This is a genomic window from Shinella sp. (assembly GCF_049651085.1).
Lineage (GTDB): Bacteria > Pseudomonadota > Alphaproteobacteria > Rhizobiales > Rhizobiaceae > Shinella.
This window is the reverse complement of sequence record NZ_JBASBL010000027.1, coordinates 201,278-218,915: the sequence shown is the minus strand read 5'-3', so window position 1 is coordinate 218,915 and position 17,638 is coordinate 201,278. Positions and strand designations below refer to the sequence as shown.

Genomic DNA, 17,638 nt, shown 5'->3' with positions numbered 1-17,638 from the left:
GGACCACAGACCACATGCACGCCTTTTCGACCCGCCAAGCTTGCCCCTTCCTCATTGCGGAATTTGCCGAACCGCAGAACATGCTGAGCTGGTCGCTGACCCGGCCCGGCTTCGTGGTGGCCCGTTCCGTCGTCTGGCTCGAAGTCCGCGACGGGGACTTGCCTTTGGAGGTCGATCCCGTCGAACTCTTGCATACGCGCATGGACATCGCTGGCCACAGCGAGGCAGTGCATCTCATGACATCGCGCAGCCTCGCCCATTACGATCTAGCGAGCGCCACCGCCGGTGCCATTACTTCCTCTTGCCTTGCCACCGTCGGCCTCTCCAACGCCGGCCGGGTCGGCGAGCCCTTCGACGGAACCGCTCGTCTCGGCACGATCAACCTTCTGGTCCATGTCGGGGCTTCGTTGTCAGAGGCCGCGCGCCTGGAAGCGCTTTCGATTGCCACCGAAGCCCGCACCGCCGCCATCATGGATCTTGGCCTCACCCGCAATGGCCGTGTCGTGACCGGCACGGGAACGGATTGCATCGTTGTTGCATCACCCCGGCTTTGCCCGGAATTGCCCTTCGCCGGACTTCATACTGACGTCGGCGTTTCACTGGGACGAGCGGTCTACGATGCGGTCATGAAAGGCGGCATGCGCTGGGTCGCGGAATGGCATGGAAAAATCTCCCGGGCCTTGTAAGCCGGACATTTCCATCGCACCGCCCAAGAGCGAAAACTGGTCAACCAATTATTGGTTGACCAATTTTCAGCTGAGTGTTAGAACGCACCATCGAAGGGGTGTTTCATACCCTGCCTGGGTTCGGAGGGACGCAAATGCAACGCTTGAAGGGGCTCAACAAGATTGAGGTCACCAGCCCGTCCGACCAGATCATCCAGCAATTGCGCGCCCTCATCGCCCAGGGAGCGATAAACCCCGGCGACCGCCTGCCTTCCGAGCGGGCGCTTGCGGAACAATTCGGCGTCGGACGCAGCGTCGTGCGGGAAGCCCTCCTCAAGCTGGAGTTCTTCGGCATCCTCAAGACCCGGCCGCAGAGCGGAACGACCGTCGAGGACATGACCTCCACTGGCCTTTCGGCACTCATTTCCAATATGCTTTCGCTTGCCGACCCCAAGCCCGCGGACATGGTCGAGGCGCGTCGGGTTCTGGAGGTAGAGACCGCCCGCCTGGCCGCCGAACGCGCCGACCGCGCGGCAATCGCCGCGATCCGCGCTGCGCATGAAAGCCATGTCGCCTCGGTCGCCAACGGCGAAGTGTCGATCGAGTCCGACGTGCTTTTCCACCTGCAGATCGCCGAGGCGGCCGGCAACGACGTGCTGCATTCCATGGTCAGCGTATTCGCGCCGCGCATCATTTCCAGCGCCAAGGAAAGCCGCACCTGCGAGGACGGCCGCGCAGGCCGGGCGGTGGAGGAACATGCAGCCATCCTGCGGGCGATTGAACGGGGCGACCCGGAGGCGGCGGGGCACGCAATGCACCGCCATCTTGTCATGACGGGCACGCGCTACAGCGAGCTCGATACCGAAAGCTAACTCACCGCATTCCGCGGGGAGGCGATCTACCACACTGGGAGGATAAAATGAGGACTGCCACTTTCGTTGGCGGCGCGGGCATCGCGTTGCTTTTGAGTCTGCCGGCCAGCGCCGTTGAACTCAAGCTTGCACATTCGCATCAGGATTCGATGGAATCCGAAATCCACGTAGCGTCCTGGCTTTTCCAGAAATATGCGCAGGATTTCGGCACCAATTTCTCGGTCACGATCCATCCGAACAACCAGCTCGGCCAGGAGCGCGAAGTCTACGAGGCCATGCAGCTCGGCTCCGGCGCGGACTGCATCATCTCCGGAACGGCCATCCTCGGCAATTTCGAGAAGAAGATCGGCGTTCTCGATCTGCCGTTCCTCTGGAAGGACTACGACCATGTCCATCGCGTCCTCGATGGCGAGGTCGGCACGGAACTGGCGACGGAATTGCGCGAGGGCGGCTTCGAGGTCATCGCCTGGCTGGACAGCTGGGGCTACCGAAACGTCGCCACGACCAGCAAGGCGGTGAACACCGCCGAAGACCTGCACGGCCTGAAAATCCGCACGATCCCCACCGACACCTACGTCAAGGCGCTCAACGCCATGGGCGCCAACGCAACGCCGATGGCATTCGGCGAGATCTACACGGCGATGGAAACCGGCGTTCTGGACGGGCTGGAGCACAATGCGTCCATCATCCTGGCCAACAAGTTCAACGAAGTCGCGCACAACTACGCGCTGACCCGCCACCTGTTCGGCCCGCTGGCCTTCGTCTGCTCGAGCACCTTCGTCAGCTCCCTGTCGGAGGCCGACCGGGCGACGCTCGACAAGGCGGCACGGTTTGCGCGCGACGCCCAGCGCGCACTGGCGCCGCTGCGTGAAGGCGAAGCACTGGCGGCGCTTGCCGCTGCCGGCGTCAACGTGACGACGGTCGACACCGCACCGTTCCAGGCAGCGGCAAACGGCGTGCAGGATGAACTCGCCAAATCCTTTGATGCGACGGCGACCCTGGAGAAGATCCGCGCCGCGGCTGCAAACTGACCCCTACCGCGGCGCCCTCCGGGCGCCGCTCCATTCCGGAGCCTACAATGTCCTTTCATATCAGCGCGCACGACAACCAGAACCGCGCCATCGCCGTACCGGGGAAGCATCTTTCCCTTATCTACTTCAATCTGATCCGACTGGAACCGGGCGCGCGCTATCTGCTTGATCAAACCGGCCTCGAAACGCACATCGTGCCGATGCACGGCATGATCGATATCCACGCGGGCGACCATTCCTTCCATCGCGTCGGCGGCCGCGACAGCGTGTGGGCCGGGCGCGCGGACAGCGTCTATGCGGGCAGCGGCGGCGAAGTCGTCATCGAGGCGATCAGCGCCTGCGAAGTGGCTATCGCCGGTGCGGTCTGCGAGGAGACATACCTGCCGTTCCGCGTCACGCCCGACGAGGTCGATCCCGTCGTCGTCGGTTCGAGCGACACGCATTCGAAGCGCGAGATATTCCATCTGCTCGGCCAGAACGGCGAAGGACGCAGCGGTCGTCTGCTCGTCAGCGAGCTCTACTGCGAGCCAGGCTGCTGGTCCGGCTACCCGCCCCACAAGCACGACACCGACCGCGACGGCGAGACCGACCACGAGGAACTGTATCACTACCGGTTCCAGCCCGAGACGGGTTTCGGCGGACAGTTCCTGTACCGCGAGGGCGAGGCGCGGAAAGTCGTCATGACCGAGCATGGAGACACGGTGCTGGTTGCCGAGGGCTACCACCCGACCGTCACTTCGCCGGGGCACGCCGAGTACATCTTTACTATTCTTGCCGGCAGAACGACGCGCGGGCTTCTCCAGCACTTCGAAGAACGTCACGCCCACCTCAAGGACGAGATCCCCGGCATCAAGGACATGCAGGCGAAGTTCCGCTGATCCGCTGACTGCACTGCCTTCGGCCGTTTCGTCCGAAGGAGAATGGCTTCAATTCAACATATCGGAACGGCGCCTGATGCGCGGGTACGCCCGGCATTCCCGCCGTATCCGTGGCACGGGAGGGCCGCGATGCAAACGTCGTCAGAATTCGACGCAATTGGAGAGGAGGTCGCCAGGAAACCGATGACGGTCCTGCGCGGGCCGCTCGGCACGGTATTCTCATCGATACACCGGCTGTTTGAAATCGCCGTGATCGCGCTGTTTGCCGCAATGGTTTTCGTTGCGCTGTGGCAGGTAGTCAACCGCTTCCTGTTGGGCAGTTCGCTCAGCTGGTCGGAAGAATTCCAGCGCTACGCCCATATCTGGCTGATCTTCTTCGCAGTGCCCATCGGCTATCGTCGCGGCGCCCATATCGGCGTCGATATCCTTCAGAACGCGCTCGGTCCCCGCAAGGCGCTCTTCCTCGACTGGATCATCGATCTCGCCTGGCTGCTCCTCGGGGCCGCAATCGTCGTCTCGACCTGGGCGCTGATGTCGGTTGCCTGGCGGCAGACGAGCGCCGGGATCGGCATCACGATGGACAAGGTCTATTTCGGGCTCGTTGTCGGGGGGATATACCTGATATTCACCGCCCTCGACCGGCTCCTGCAGAAAACACTGGGAGCATCGGCAGCATGACAATCTTCCTTCTCTTCGGTGCGCTTCTCGCGCTGGTCGGCTTCGGGTTTCCGGTTCTGCTCGCCATCGGCCTCACCAGTGCTGCCGGCATCTTCCTGATGCCGGGCGTGAACTTCGCGCTCTTTGCCCAGCGCACCTTCGCCATGCTGGATTCGTTCAGCCTGCTCGCCCTGCCCTATTTCATCCTGGCGGGCGCGCTGATGTCCAAGGGCGGGCTTTCCCGCGCTCTCGTCACATTCGCCCAGACGCTGGTCGGGCACCTGCGCGGCAGCCTCGGCCACACCAGCGTGGTGGCCTGCACGGCGATGGCAAACGTATCCGGTTCGTCGGCCGCCGAGGCCGCGTCGATCGGCTCGATCATGATCCCGTCGATGAAACGGCAGGGATACCAGCCGGGCCTGGCGGCAAGCATCGTCGCCGTCGCCTCCATCATCGGCCCGATCATCCCACCTTCGATGACGATGATCGTCTATGGTGCCATGACCGGCGTATCGATCGGCGGCCTGTTCGTCGCCGGCGTCGTGCCGGGCCTGCTTCTGGCCCTGCTGCTGTCGAGTTTCATCCGCGTCCTCGCGATGCTTCCACAATATCCCGCCTTGCGCCACCATACCAAGCGGGCGAGCCTGCGGCAGATCCTCTCCGCCATCCGCGGCGCATGGGTGGCACTTCTGGCCCCCTTCATCATCCTCGGCGGCATCTTTGCCGGCGTGTTCACCGCCACCGAGGCGGGCGTTGCGGCATGCCTTTATTCGATCGTCGTCAGCATGCTGGTCTACCGCGAAATCCGTCCGAAGGATCTGCCGGCGATCTTCCTCGACGCCGCCGTCACCACGGCGATGGTGGTGGGGATCATCGCGGTGGCAGGCGCGCTCGGATGGCTGCTCTCCTTCGTCAACTTCAACCAGAGCGTCCTCGGCCTGCTGCAATCCGTATCGGACGACCGGCATGTCGTGCTTCTGACCCTGCTCGCGATCATCCTCGTGCTGACGATGTTCCTCGAGAGCCTCGCCGTCCTGATCGTCTTCGTCCCGGTCGCGGCATATGTCGGACAGGCGTTCGGCTTCGACCCGCTGCATCTCGGCATCCTGATGATCGTGACGACGCAGCTTGGCGCCGTCACTCCGCCGGTTGCCGTGCTGCTGTTCATCACCAGCGCCATTGCCGAGGCGCGCTTCGTCGATGTGGTCAAGCATGCCCTGCCCTTCATCGGCATCCTGATCGTCTACCTGCTGATCCTCGCCTTCGTGCCGCAGATCAGCACCTCGTTGCCGCGCCTTCTCGGGCACTGAGCAAATGCCGCGCCTGTCTCCGCCCGCCTCGTCCGGCCGGCGGGGACAGACGCTTCAATCCTGTGGAGTGAGCCATGAGCACACATTCGTTATTCACCCTTTCGGGCCGGCGCGCCCTTGTCACCGGATCGAGCCAGGGCATCGGGCTTGCGCTGGCGCGCGGTCTGGCGGAGCACGGCGCTGACGTCATCCTGAACGGCCGCAACCGCGCCACAGTCGACACGGCGGTAGCAGCCCTTCAGAGCGAAGGGCACACGGCCCATGCCTCGATCTTCGACGTCACCGTTTCGGGTGCGGCGCAATCGGAAGTGCGGCGCATCGAGGACGAGATCGGGGCGATCGATATTCTCGTCAACAATGCCGGCATGCAGTTTCGCACGCCGCTGGAAGACTTCCCAGCGGACCGCTGGGAGCAGCTCCTCAAGACCAACATTTCGAGCGTTTTCTACGTCGGCCAGGCGGTCGCCCGCCATATGATCGGCCGTGGCGAGGGCAAGATCATCAACATCGCCTCCGTGCAGAGCGAGCTCGCCCGTCCGGGCATCGCGCCCTACACCGCAACCAAGGGCGCAGTCAAAAACCTCACCCGCGGCATGTGCGCCGACTGGGCGCGGCACGGGCTGCAAGTCAACGCCATCGCCCCCGGTTACTTCAAGACCCCGCTAAACCAGGCGCTGGTCGACGATCCGGAATTCTCCGGCTGGCTGGAGAAGCGCACACCGGCCACCCGCTGGGGCAACGTCGAGGAACTGATCGGCGCCGCCGTCTTCCTGTCAAGCAAGGCCTCCTCTTTCGTGAACGGACACACGCTCTATGTCGATGGCGGCATCACCACCTGTCTCTAAGCCCGCAATGGCCTTCGGAACCATCATCGTGATGGGCGTCTCGGGGTGCGGAAAATCTTCCCTCGGGGCGGCGCTGGCCCATCGATTGGATTGCTCCTTCATTGAAGGCGATGATCTGCATCCGCAGTGCAATGTTGAGAAGATGTCGCGTGGCGTGGCGCTGGAGGATGCGGATCGCTGGCCGTGGCTCGACGCGCTGGGGGAGCGAATTTCCTCTCATGCAGGCGGTTTCGTCGTGCTCTCGTGTTCGGCGCTGCGCCGCGCCTACCGCGACCGTCTTCGCCGCTCCGCAAAAGGCCCCGTCATATTCGTGTTTCTGCAAGGATCCCGAAGTGCGTTGCAGGCGCGACTGGAGCAACGACGCGGCCACTATATGCCGGCGCAGCTCCTCGATAGCCAGCTCGCGACGCTTGAACCACCGACGTGCGAGCCAGACGTCGTTACCATCGACATCGAACAGTCGATTGAATGTGTGGTGACAAATGTGCTCTCGACGCTGGCCAACCGCTCGATATAGGTCGAGCCAGCTTCGCCCCTGCCCCGCAATGACCGCCTCAAGCCAGGATGTCGTACAGAAAGCGCAGGCATACGGTCATGAGAAAGAGACCGAACAGCAGTTCCAGCTGCCGCTTCCCCAGTCCATGGGCCGCCCGGACACCGAAACGTGTGGTGAGGAAGGACGTGGGCAGCATGAGCAGGAAACCGAGAAGCGATACATAGCCGAAAGCATCCGGCGGCAACCCTGCCTTGCCCCAACCTGCAAAGACATATCCGATGGCCCCGGGTATCGATATCAGCACACCGACACCGGCGGACGTGGCGACGGCACGGTGGATCGGCGTGCCGAAGAGCGAAAGGATCAGGTTCGAGATCGCCCCGCCGCCAATGCCCATGAGCGAGGAGAGAAAGCCGATCGCCGCCCCGAAAAGGCGCATGATACCGGCGCCGGGAAGGGCGCTGGCAACGGTCCAGCCCGAGCCACGCAGCATGCGCACCGAAACCACGCCGGCAACACCGATGAAGACGAGCTTGAAAACCCAGGGATCGGAATAGCGCGCTATCACGGAACCGGCGATCACCCCGAACAGGATCGGGAACGCCCATAGCCGAAGCGTCGGCATGTCGATCGCACCGCGCAGATAGTGGCCGCGTGCCGATTGCAGGGACGTCGGCACGATCAAGGCAAGCGAGGTGCCCACCGCAAGCGGCATCCGCACGGAATCGTCGATACCCAGAAGGCCGAATGCCTCGTAGAGCACCGGCACGGACACCGCTCCCCCGCCCACACCGAAAAGCCCGGCCAGGAAGCCGACCGCGGCGCCAGCGACGAGAAGCAGGCCGGCAAGGGCCAAAACAGTTTCCATATCGAACGGCATATAGGGGATCTTCTTGAAATGGAGGGGTCAGTCGCTTGACATTGTTTCTTCGTAGATCGTCAGCGTCATGAGGTATTGGCCTTGAAGGGCTTCCACCGCTCGTTTCGTGTCACCGGCCAGGGCGGCGTCGACGATCGCCTGGTGTTCATCGACGCTGCGGCGGCGAGGATAGCTGTTGGCCATGGAGATGAAACGATACCGCTCGCCGAGCAGCATGAGCTCGTCGGCGAAGCGCAAGAGGTGCCGAGACCCGCAATTGGCAATGAGGGCGCGGTGGAAGGTGCGATGACGCTCCTCCCAATGCGTGTTGTCCGGCGGCGGCATGCCGGGTTCGGTGTGTTCGTAATAGTGGATCGGCGTATTGCGCAGATGATGCGTGGCGAGGATGATAGCATCCTCCCAGTCTTCGGTTCGCGCGCGGATGGATTCTTCCAGCGCCTTCCCCTCGACCCAGCAACGTGTACGCACTATGTCACGGAAGTCCTCGAGCGAGATCGGCGGCACGAAGAAGCCACGCAGGTCCTCACGGTCCACCAGACGCTCGGAAGAGAGCCGATTGAGCGCTTCCCGCACCGGATTTGTGCCGGCCGAATAGCGTTCAGCGATCTGGTCGATCAGGAGCTTGTGACCAGGTTCGAGAACACCGCGAACAATATCCCGTTTCAGGGCGTGGTAGACTGTTGTTGCCGCGGTCTCTTTCTCGGTCCGTCGCGGATTAGCGCGACGGGGTGCAATCGGGCGGGTCGTCATTGGCTTCGACTTCTTCTCAAAACAGATCCCTCAAGGCTAGCGCCGATCATCGATACCGGTGACCGAGCTGCGATGCCAGAAGACCAGTCTGCGCTCGATCAGAACTACAGTCCAGAACACCAGAAAACCGAGCACGCTGAGATAGAGGATCAGGGAGAACACGCGGGGCGTCTGGAGCTGGCTCGCCGCAACGCGGATCAATTCGCCGAAACCCTTGCCGCCGCCCAGAAATTCGGCGGTTATTGCGCCCGCCATGACGCCGACCGCAGCGATCTTGAGGCCCGTGAAGATCTGCGGCAGGCCTGTGGGAATCTTCATGCGGATCAGGGTCTGCCAACGGCTGGCGCCGAGCGTGCGAAAGAGCATCCGGGCGTTCTCGTCCGCGACATGCAGGCCCGCTGCGGTACCGACCACGATCGGGAATGTTGCGATGAAGGCAGCCAGCGCCACCTTGGACGCAATGCCGAAACCGAGCCAGGCAAGAAAGAGCGGCGCGAAGGCCACCTTGGGCATGGTGTCGATTGCCACCAGGTAAGGCAGGACCGCACGTTCGCCGAACGATGTTTCCCCGACCAGGACGCCGAGGGAAAAGCCGATCGCAATGGCAAAAAAGAACCCCCAGAGCACTTCCTTCGTGGTCATCCAGAGTGCCGACAACATGTAGCCGCCAGAGAGCATGTTCTTCCCCACGACGATGATGTCGCCAGCCACTTCCGCCGGGGAAGGCAGGATGATGCGCGAGACCACCTCGAAATAGTGAACGGCCCACCACAGGGAAAGGACGGCGAGCAAAAGCGCCGCCATGGCAATGACACGGGGGACGCGATCGATCCAGGCGACCTGCTCGCTCCAGACCGTTTCGGGGAAGGTACCGGGCTCGACTGTTATCGCCCGCCCCAGCGCCGGGACGGTGGTATCAACGGCTGTAGGTCTCATGCGGTAACGGCCCCTTCGTCCAGGCGGCTGCGGATATAGCGGACATATTTGCCGAATTCCGGTGTCGTCATCATTTCAAGCGTCCGCGGACGCGGCAATTCGATGGGCACCGCCTCGAGGAACCTGCCAGGTCGCGCCGACATGATGTAGACCACGTCCGAAAGCAGCACGGCTTCCGAAATCGAATGCGTGATCAGGAACGCAGTGGCATTGCGCGACAGGCAGATCCGCTGCAGCTCGATATTCATGAAATCGCGCGCAAGCTCGTCGAGGGCCGAGAAAGGCTCGTCCAGCAGCAAGACCTGCGGTTCGGTGATCAGCATCCGGCAGATCGACGTGCGCTGCGCCATGCCTCCGGACAGCTGTCGCGGATAGACCTTGTCGAAACCCTTGAGGCCGACCAGCTCGAGCAGGTCTTGCGCTTCCCTGCGACGGGCTTTCGCCGCCGCCTTGCCGTCACGGATGCTGATCGGCAGCAGCACGTTGTCGATCGCGGTCAACCAGGGAAACAGCGTCGCCTGCTGATACATCATGCCGATCTCGCGCCGCGCGCCGAGAACGGGTTTTCCATCCAGAATGACGCTGCCCGTGCTGGGCGGCGTCACCCCGGCCATGATCTTCAAGAGCGTGGACTTGCCACAGCCCGAAGGGCCGATCACCGAGGAAAAGGAGCCTTCCCGCAGATCGAGATCGACGGGATCAAGCGCTTGTATCTTGCCGAAACCGTAGGATTTGGAAACGTTGCGGAGTTGATAGACAGGCCGGGCGAGAGATCGCCCGGCCGTTTGCTCCGCCACGGGAATGGCGCTCTGCATCATTTACTTGGTCCCGTTCCAAGCTTCGACGAACTGGTTGGTGTAGGCAGCCTCGATATTGTCCAGCGGCTTTTCAAGATCACCGCTCGCGACAAGGCTGTCCTGCCACTTCACCCAGGCGCCCGGCGGCATGTAGCCGAACGGATCCTTGGCATCGACCGGAAGGGTCCGGCCCTGGATTGCGCTGAGCAGCGCATCGGCGAAGGCAGGGTCCTCGCTTTCCTGCGGATTGCCGGTGGCGACATGCTTCAGCGTCGCTTCCCGGTTGGCCGGATCGAGGCCGAATTTCGTACCCTTGACCAGGGCGCGACCGAACCCGGTGACCGTTTCGGGGTTGGCGTCGAGGAATGCCCGCGTGACCGCCCAGCCGTTGCCGAAGTAGTCCAGATAGGGTTCCGGCGTGATCTCGCGCAACGGAATGCCGCGCGACGAGATGATGGCGGCGTCCGCCACCGCAGCCGCATAGCCGCCGACTTCCTTGTTGAGGAATGCCGCTACGGCCGTGCCGCCGTCACCGATAGCCAGAAACTGATAGTCTGTACCGTCCTTCAGCCCCAGATCGTTCATGATACCGCGCGTGAAGCCCACTTCGGCGCCATCTGCCGTACCGACGCCGATCGTCGCTCCCTTGAGATCGGCCGGGACCTTGGCAGGCGAGTCTTCCGGCACGACAAGGCCGAAGACCGAGCGGCTGAAATGATTGTAGATGAAGACGATATCCTCGCCGCGAGCACGTGCGGCCAGAAGCGGCGCCGGGCCCGGCTGGCCGACATGTCCCTGGCCAGAGGCGAGCAACTGCAGCACGGAAGCTGAGCCGTTGACGGCCTCCACCTTCACGTTCAGACCTTCCTCGGCGAAATACCCCTCCCCGATTGCAACATGCAATGGATAGACGTTGATAGCCGAAGGGTTGGGCACGACGATGGTCAGATCCTTGACCTCGGCGGACGCCGGCGCGAATGCGCTCATCGCCACCAGCAGTGCCGCGCCCATGCGCTTTATTCCAATCATATCTTCCTCCCTGAAGGGCTGCACACCCGTAACAATTCTCCAAACCCGCGCAGATTTCGACCGCCGGTCGATCATCAGACCGGCTCCTCTTCCGGCTGACGCGTGAAATCTGGCGCATACCTTATTTGCTGTCAATCGACAAATAATGTATGATTACGATTGATTGCGAAATCATACATGCTACGCTTCGAACCCGGCGCCCGAGGGAGGAAGCCCGGGAGCAAGAACGCCTGAACAGGCACGCAGGAGGAGACCACACCGCATGAGCAATCACGTCATCGATCTACCGAAAGCCGCCGCGATCCCGGTCGTCGGCAGCGACAAGACGTTCCCGGTGCGCCGCATCTATTGCATCGGCCGCAATTACGTCGCCCATGTCGAGGAGATGGGCGGAGACGCGGACCGTGATCCGCCCTTGTTTTTCCAGAAGCCTACGGATGCCGTCGTCACCAGCGGCGCGACGATCCCCTACCCCACGAAGACCTCGAACTATCATCACGAAGTCGAACTGGTCCTGGCAATCGGCAAGGGTGGCCGCAACATTCCCGAGGCCGAGGCTGAATCGCACATCTGGGGCTACGCCGTCGGTCTCGACATGACGCGCCGCGATATCCAGGGCGGTGGACTCCCGTGGGAAATTGCAAAATCCTTTGACCATTCCTTTCCGGTCGGTGCAATCACGCCGATCTCCGAGACCGGCAGGATCGACAAAGGCCGCATCGAACTGAAGGTAAACGGGAAAGTCACGCAGGAATCCGACATCTCGCTGCTGATCTGGCGCATCCCTGAGATCATCTCCCGCCTGTCGGAGTTTTTCGAACTTCAGCCCGGCGATGTCATCCTGACCGGCACGCCGCATGGCGTCGGCCCAGTTGTGCAGGGCGATACGCTGGCAGCGACATTTGCGGGCCTCGCACCGCTCCATGTCACCGTCGGCCCCGCGGCCTGAACCGATGAGGGAGGCCGCCGATCCAGTTCAGATTTCACCGGACCTCCTGGAGGAAGTAGCCGGCTTCGGCACCGCAACCCTCCACGAGGCGGCGGGCAGGATCGGCGCCTTGCCCGGCGCCATCGCCCCCCTTGATCGCGCAATGAGGCTACGAGGAAGGGTGTTGCCGGTCTTTTCGCCGGCCGGCGACAATCTTGCAGTGCATCGTGCAATCGCTCTGGCCCGGCACGGGGACGTGCTGGTGGTCAGCGGCGGCGGCACGCTATCGCATGGGCCCTTTGGCGACATTCTCGCCCTCGCGGCACGAATGCGCGGCATCGCGGGCCTTGTCATGGACGGCGCCGTTCGCGACAGCGATAGCCTCATCGCAATGGACTTCCCTGTCTTCGCACGCGGTTGCTCGATCCAGGGCACGGTCAAGTGCAATCCCGGCACGGTCGGAATGCCGATCCAGATTGGAGACGTCACCGTTCACCCCGGCGACGTGGTGATCGGCGACGCTGACGGCGTCGTCGTCCTGCCGCCCGAGCGGTTGACCGAAATCCACGCCGCCGCCCTCGACCGTCTGGCCGCTGAAGCCGATATGCGCGCGCGGATCGCCAAGGGCGAACTGACCCTCGACCTGCTCGGATTGCGCGGCATGATACCGGCAGACCGATAGCCTGTTTCTTATGGCCTTTTTGTTCTTCGGCTTGCCATGCCCGGCCTCATTCGGCGACCATGAAGTCGAACGGTTTCTCAGAGACGAACTGGCTCGATGCCTCACCGGTAAGGACGCGGCTCATGTCCACCCCGAGATCCAGTTTGCGCACACGCGCGCCTTCAGAGAAGTCGAGCTTCTTCAAATCCACCCAGAAAACGTTGGGTGACGTCGCCGATTCGCCATAGAAAAGCATGCCCTTCTGATCCGCCACCACACGCCAGCGGGTCGTGGAAAGGTTCGGCGCTTCCGGAATGCTCACGCCATAGGGTGCCGAAGCGTTGCGGATAACACTGAACACAGCGGCGGCTGCAATCCGGGGGTCGTCGCTTTGGGTCACCGCGTTGATGTAGAAGCCAGCCCGCACGAAGCGGTCTTCGGAGCGGCCACTGCCGGGCAGAAATTTGAGGGAGTCGACCGCGCTCCAGTATCTCTGGTTGGCGAGCTGGTCGCCATAGGGCGGGTCGTTCGTCACCACCTGGTATGTGCGATCATGATGAATGCTCAGCTGTCCGCCGATCCACTCGAGAACGGCACTGTCGCCGGTGGCATCGGAAAGTGTCAGATGCAGCGGTGCGAGACTGCCTGGGCGGCCGGGCACTTCACCGCTTACCACGTCCACGGGATGACTGCGCGTATACTCGACTGCCTCTGCGACCGATGCGAATTGATCGAGGTAGAACTGCGCCCAGATCGAGAGCGACATGCGAGGTGTCACACCGTCGTCCTCCGGGAACGTTGTGGCGTTGAGCCAAAGCAGGCTGGCGTTGAGGCCGACTTCGTTCATGCCATCGACCGTAGAGATGTCATAACCGGAGACAGCCAGGCTGCCATATTTCGATGTCCATTCCAGCGAACGCGAACCGGCGGCTCCATTGCGCTTCATGCCGCGAGGAAAGACCCAGAAATTGCTGACCATCGGATCCTTGAAATCCATGTTGCGGCCCGTGATGTTCCGCCCGTCAGGCCCTTGATAGACGACCCTTGTGCAGGCTTGGGCTTCGGCGGCCAGCAGCGCCGCGGCGGCAGTCAAGGTGACGAGGAAGCGTGTGAATCGAGACATATTGAACACCAATCCAAAAGAAGACTGCAAGAAACAGATGCGCATCAAAACCGACAGGTCATTCCCACAACCGGGCCGCTGAGGCGCGCGACATAGACGTGACCGTTGTGGTCTCAATCGACCTCGAACACCTTGTAGCCTACGAAGGCGGGAAGGCGAATGCTGAATGCGTATTTGTCGGTAGCCGGCGGCCAGATCGCCTCCGGGTGAACGGGACACATACGCTGTTCACATGGTGTGGGGGCTAGGACGGGAGAATTGCCCGCCCTCTCTGGATGGAACTCAAGCCTTGGGAGCGGCTTTGTCGTATCACGGCTCCTTCCGGTGCCAATTTTCCAGGACCCGACCTAGGTCCTTAGGCTCCCCGGCGCTCGAGCGCCTCACTCACCCGCTCGGCGCAATAGGCTACATATTTGGCCAGAGACTGTATGTCCTCCTCGCCGACGCCGATGTCGAGACAGGATATGCCTATTCCCGCGACCGTCTCACGATGCGGACCATTCGCTGCTACGCGGATGGGGGCCGCAATACCAAGCACACCGCGACGCCAGGAGCCGTTGGTCTTGGCGTAACCGCGCTCGCGTGCCTTTTCCACCAGTTCCATCACCTCGGCAAAAGTCGCCGGGCTGCGCTCGGTCGGGCGGTCGAGGGGGCGGTTCCAGCGTTGCAGGCTCTCATCGTCCAGCGTGCTCATCATGGCGACACCTGTGGCGACGCACTGGGCTGGCGCCCGCCCGCCTATGTCGACCCTCGGCTCCAATATGGTGGGCGCTTCGATACGATCGATATAGACCGCCTCCATGCCCTCCAGCACGGCGAGATGCACTGTCTTCTTGACGACCTCGGCCAGCGCCGCCAGATGGGGCTGCGCGGCGACGCGGACAGGAAAGCCCTCGGTCACATGCATGCCGATCTCCCAGATCTTCAGCGTCGGCACATACTTGGTCGAACCGGAATCAAGACGAACGAAACCGAGCTCGACCAGGGTCTGCAGATGCGAGTGCACGTTGCTCTTGGTGAGATCGAGCTCACGCGCCAGCTCGCTTATGCCCCATGGCCGCGGACGCCGCGCCATAGTTTCCAGCAAGGCGAAAGCCTTGGTGACGCTTGTCGAAACCTTTGCCATTTCAAAATCTCGTATTGACCGCCACTCGGCTACTAGGACCGCTCCTGTGGTAACCCGCAAAACGTCCCTGAGGAAGGGCCCTTCGCGGAGGCGGGATGTTTGCATGCCATATAGTCTGGCCGGAGAACGAAAACGCAAAGGTTGCCTGCCGGACAGCCTGTTGCGGGACGTATCCCTGCACGTTGACGCATATAAATGGTGGTGGGCCAGCCCGAAAAGGGCAAGCCCTGTCTTGCTGGCGGAGGCAAGGGGCCCGGCCGAAGCCGGGTTTCATTTCCTCCGGGCAGAGCCCTTTAGCGGGCTGTCGACGCGGGGCCGACCACCATCGGATTTTCCGGATGCGTGCACCATTCACTCCATGAGCCGGAGTAAATGCGCGATCCTGAAAGTCCTGCATGTTCCATGGCAAGGACATTGTGGCAGCCGGTAACGCCCGAACCACAATGATGGACGACGTCATGGGGCTCACGCCCGTTCAGAAGCTCCAACCATTCCCGCCGCAGCGCATCCGGTGACTTGAAACGACCGTCCGGGGCCATGTTGGCCGGGAACGGCCGGTTGAGCGCACCGGGGATATGACCGGCCACCGCATCCATAGGTTCGACCTCGCCTCTGTAGCGTTCGGCGCCGCGCGCATCGACGACCAGGAAGCCTGGCGTCTCGATATTGGCCCGCACCTGCGCCATGGTTATGACCGGGGACAACGGCTCTCCAGCCGCCGCCATTGCGCTCGCCGCCAGCCTTGCCTGCTCCGGTATTTCTGCGCTTTCCAACTGCAGGCAGGCCTGCTTCCAGGCAGCCATGCCACCATCTAGCAGGGCTGCGCAGTCGAGGCCGAGCCATTTGTTGAGCATCCACCACAGTCGCGCGGCAAAGCCTCCGACATCCTGATCGTAGACGACCACTTGCCGGCTGCCGTCGATGCCAAGCCCTGCGATGAACTGCCGGAACGCCTCGCGCCCAGGAAGCGGATGGCGACCGTTGCTCCCCGTCACCGGCCCCGAAAGGTCGCGGTCGAGATGCACGAACAAAGCGCCTGGAAGATGCCCTTCACGATAGGCCGCCTCTCCCCAGGCCGGGTCGGAAAGCTGGTGGCGGACATCGAGCACGATCAGATCGCCGAGCCGCTCACGCACAAATTCCACATCCACAAGCGTGTTTCGAAGCCCGGTGGCTTTCGACGCCGTTTCCGCCATCTTCATGCCTCCCCGCCGCGATAGCCCAGATAGACCGTCCGCTTCTTCAGATAGGCCTCGAAGCCATAGGGGCCGTCGTCGCCGCCGATGCCGCTCTTGCGGTATCCGCCGTGATAACCATGCACGGATTCCGGCCCGGTCCGGTTGACGAAGATCTCGCCGAAATCGATCTCGTCCATTGCCCGCATGATCCGGTCGAAGTCTTGCGTGTAGAGATAGGCGGACAGCCCGAAATCGCTGTCATTGGCAAAAGCGACCGCCTCGTCGAAGGAAGCAACCTTGACCACTGGCAAGACAGGTCCGAAGATTTCCTCCTGCGTCAGCGATCCGCCATGTGACACGCCGGAAAGCACGGTCGGGCTGAACCAGTGGCCTTGGGCAAAGGCGTCACCTGCCGGCCGGTCGCCGCCGCAGACCACGGAAGCGCCATCCTTTCTGGCCGCCGCGACGACGGCGCGCAACTTTTCCACCTGCGCGGAGGAAATGACCGGCCCCATGTCCGGCGATGTCAACGGATCGCCGAGCTTCAGCGCTGCAGCCAGTTCGGCCACCTTCTTCACGAAAGCGCCGTGAACGGCCTCATGCACATAGACGCGCTCGGCGCAGGTGCAAATCTGCCCGGCATTCTTGAACCGCGCGAAGATGACATCGCGTGCCGCCTGCTCCACATCGGCATCCTCCATGACGATGAAGGGCGCCTTGCCGCCTAGTTCGAGCGATACCACGGTCAGGTTTTCCGCCGCAGCCCGCATCACCGACTGGCCGGCGCCGACCGATCCGGTCAGCGTGACGAGCTGGGTGATCGGGTGAGCGACCAGCGCCCCACCGACTTCCGGCCCCGTGCCGTTCACGATATTGAGGACACCGTCCGGCAAACCGGCATCCTTCAGGACCTCGGCCACGCGGAAGGCTGAAAATGGCGTCATTTCTGATGGCTTGACGACGACGGCGTTGCCCGCCATCAGCGCAGGCGCGATCTTGCGGCACAGGACCGCGACCGGGAAGTTCCACGGCACGATCGCGACCACCACGCCATAGGGATGCTTGGTCGTGAGGATGCGGTTGTTGGGCCGGTCGCTGGGCATGACCGAGCCGGTCATCCGGCGCGCCCACTCCGAATGATATTGCAGGTGTCCGGCACCGCCCTTCACCTCCATTGTGGCATGGTCGAGCGGCTTGCCTTGCTCGAGCGTGATGATGCGCCCGATCTCCGCGGCTCGCTCGACGAGCAATGCCGCCGCCTTCTGCAATACGCCACCGCGCTCGACCGGCGTCTTGCGCGCCCATGCCTTCTGCGCCGCTCTTGCCACGTCGAGCGCCTCGGCCGCGTCAGCGGCCGTGCCCGCCGTCACGCGTCCGACCGGCAAGCCTGTAGCCGGATTTTCCACCGTGATGACTTGCGCGCCGAGTGCGCGCCGTTCGCCACCTATCAGATGACCGTGATCTTGAAGTTCCATT

At 62.7% G+C, this 17,638-nt stretch carries 19 protein-coding genes; 10 read left to right on the top strand and 9 right to left on the bottom strand.

What is annotated here, in order from left to right:
* Positions 1-14: 14 nt before the first annotated feature.
* The 8 genes from WA950_RS18365 to WA950_RS18330 all read left to right on the top strand — a co-directional run bounded on the left by WA950_RS18365 (position 15) and on the right by WA950_RS18330 (position 6,775).
* Positions 15-686, top strand: a complete 672-nt coding sequence (locus tag WA950_RS18365) for an adenosylcobinamide amidohydrolase (protein WP_424553164.1) — start codon at positions 15-17, stop codon at positions 684-686.
* A gap of 134 nt (positions 687-820) precedes the next feature.
* Entirely contained in the window at positions 821-1,537 is a 717-nt protein-coding gene (locus WA950_RS18360; protein ID WP_424553163.1) for a FadR/GntR family transcriptional regulator, read from the top strand.
* Positions 1,538-1,584: 47 nt separating this feature from the next.
* The gene (locus tag WA950_RS18355) at positions 1,585-2,568 is read left to right on the top strand and encodes a TRAP transporter substrate-binding protein (protein WP_424553162.1); all 984 of its coding nucleotides are present in this window, start codon (positions 1,585-1,587) and stop codon (positions 2,566-2,568) included.
* Between the two features lie 47 nt (positions 2,569-2,615).
* Entirely contained in the window at positions 2,616-3,446 is an 831-nt protein-coding gene (locus tag WA950_RS18350; protein ID WP_424553161.1) for a 5-deoxy-glucuronate isomerase, read from the top strand.
* Positions 3,447-3,575: 129 nt separating this feature from the next.
* Positions 3,576-4,124, top strand: a complete 549-nt coding sequence (locus WA950_RS18345; RefSeq protein ID WP_424553160.1) for a TRAP transporter small permease — start codon at positions 3,576-3,578, stop codon at positions 4,122-4,124.
* Positions 4,121-5,413 (top strand): TRAP transporter large permease, encoded by a 1,293-nt coding sequence (locus WA950_RS18340; RefSeq protein ID WP_424553159.1) that lies wholly within the window; start codon positions 4,121-4,123, stop codon positions 5,411-5,413. Before WA950_RS18345 ends, WA950_RS18340 begins: the two co-directional genes overlap by 4 nt.
* A 74-nt stretch (positions 5,414-5,487) precedes the next feature.
* Positions 5,488-6,258 carry an SDR family oxidoreductase gene (locus tag WA950_RS18335; protein ID WP_424553158.1) on the top strand — a complete coding sequence of 257 codons (771 nt, stop codon included), beginning with the start codon at positions 5,488-5,490 and terminating at the stop codon, positions 6,256-6,258.
* A gap of 7 nt (positions 6,259-6,265) precedes the next feature.
* Positions 6,266-6,775, top strand: a complete 510-nt coding sequence (locus WA950_RS18330) for a gluconokinase (protein ID WP_424553157.1) — start codon at positions 6,266-6,268, stop codon at positions 6,773-6,775.
* 37 nt (positions 6,776-6,812) lie between these two features.
* On the opposite strand, the gene WA950_RS18325 is transcribed toward WA950_RS18330, so the two are convergent.
* Genes WA950_RS18325 through WA950_RS18305 form a run of 5 tightly spaced genes read right to left on the bottom strand, consistent with a single transcriptional unit; the run spans position 6,813 to position 11,146 of the window.
* On the bottom strand, positions 6,813-7,634 hold the full coding sequence (locus tag WA950_RS18325) for a sulfite exporter TauE/SafE family protein (protein ID WP_424553156.1): 822 nt from the start codon (positions 7,632-7,634) through the stop codon (positions 6,813-6,815).
* Between the two features lie 27 nt (positions 7,635-7,661).
* Positions 7,662-8,384: a GntR family transcriptional regulator gene (locus WA950_RS18320; RefSeq protein ID WP_424553155.1), complete on the bottom strand. Its 723-nt coding sequence runs from the start codon at positions 8,382-8,384 to the stop codon at positions 7,662-7,664.
* A gap of 36 nt (positions 8,385-8,420) precedes the next feature.
* On the bottom strand, positions 8,421-9,320 hold the full coding sequence (locus WA950_RS18315; RefSeq protein ID WP_424553154.1) for an ABC transporter permease: 900 nt from the start codon (positions 9,318-9,320) through the stop codon (positions 8,421-8,423).
* Entirely contained in the window at positions 9,317-10,138 is an 822-nt protein-coding gene (locus WA950_RS18310) for an ABC transporter ATP-binding protein (RefSeq protein WP_424553153.1), read from the bottom strand. Before WA950_RS18310 ends, WA950_RS18315 begins: the two co-directional genes overlap by 4 nt.
* Entirely contained in the window at positions 10,139-11,146 is a 1,008-nt protein-coding gene (locus WA950_RS18305; RefSeq protein WP_424553152.1) for an ABC transporter substrate-binding protein, read from the bottom strand.
* A gap of 262 nt (positions 11,147-11,408) precedes the next feature.
* Here WA950_RS18305 and WA950_RS18300 point away from each other — a divergent pair, with 262 nt between their 5' ends.
* Positions 11,409-12,095 (top strand): fumarylacetoacetate hydrolase family protein, encoded by a 687-nt coding sequence (locus WA950_RS18300; RefSeq protein WP_424553151.1) that lies wholly within the window; start codon positions 11,409-11,411, stop codon positions 12,093-12,095.
* On the top strand, positions 12,004-12,756 hold the full coding sequence (locus tag WA950_RS18295; RefSeq protein WP_424553150.1) for a 4-carboxy-4-hydroxy-2-oxoadipate aldolase/oxaloacetate decarboxylase: 753 nt from the start codon (positions 12,004-12,006) through the stop codon (positions 12,754-12,756). The genes WA950_RS18300 and WA950_RS18295 overlap by 92 nt, the downstream gene beginning before the upstream one ends.
* A gap of 46 nt (positions 12,757-12,802) precedes the next feature.
* Here the strand turns inward: WA950_RS18295 and WA950_RS18290 are convergent, their stop codons facing one another.
* The 4 genes from WA950_RS18290 to aldA all read right to left on the bottom strand — a co-directional run bounded on the left by WA950_RS18290 (position 12,803) and on the right by aldA (position 17,637).
* Positions 12,803-13,858 carry a linear amide C-N hydrolase gene (locus tag WA950_RS18290; protein ID WP_424553149.1) on the bottom strand — a complete coding sequence of 352 codons (1,056 nt, stop codon included), beginning with the start codon at positions 13,856-13,858 and terminating at the stop codon, positions 12,803-12,805.
* Between the two features lie 355 nt (positions 13,859-14,213).
* Complete coding sequence (locus tag WA950_RS18285) at positions 14,214-14,984, bottom strand: IclR family transcriptional regulator (RefSeq protein ID WP_424553148.1); 771 nt, start codon at positions 14,982-14,984, stop codon at positions 14,214-14,216.
* A gap of 293 nt (positions 14,985-15,277) precedes the next feature.
* Positions 15,278-16,186 carry a sulfurtransferase gene (locus WA950_RS18280; protein WP_424553147.1) on the bottom strand — a complete coding sequence of 303 codons (909 nt, stop codon included), beginning with the start codon at positions 16,184-16,186 and terminating at the stop codon, positions 15,278-15,280.
* Entirely contained in the window at positions 16,183-17,637 is a 1,455-nt protein-coding gene (gene aldA / locus WA950_RS18275) for an aldehyde dehydrogenase (RefSeq protein ID WP_424553146.1), read from the bottom strand. Before aldA ends, WA950_RS18280 begins: the two co-directional genes overlap by 4 nt.
* Position 17,638 lies beyond the last annotated feature (1 nt).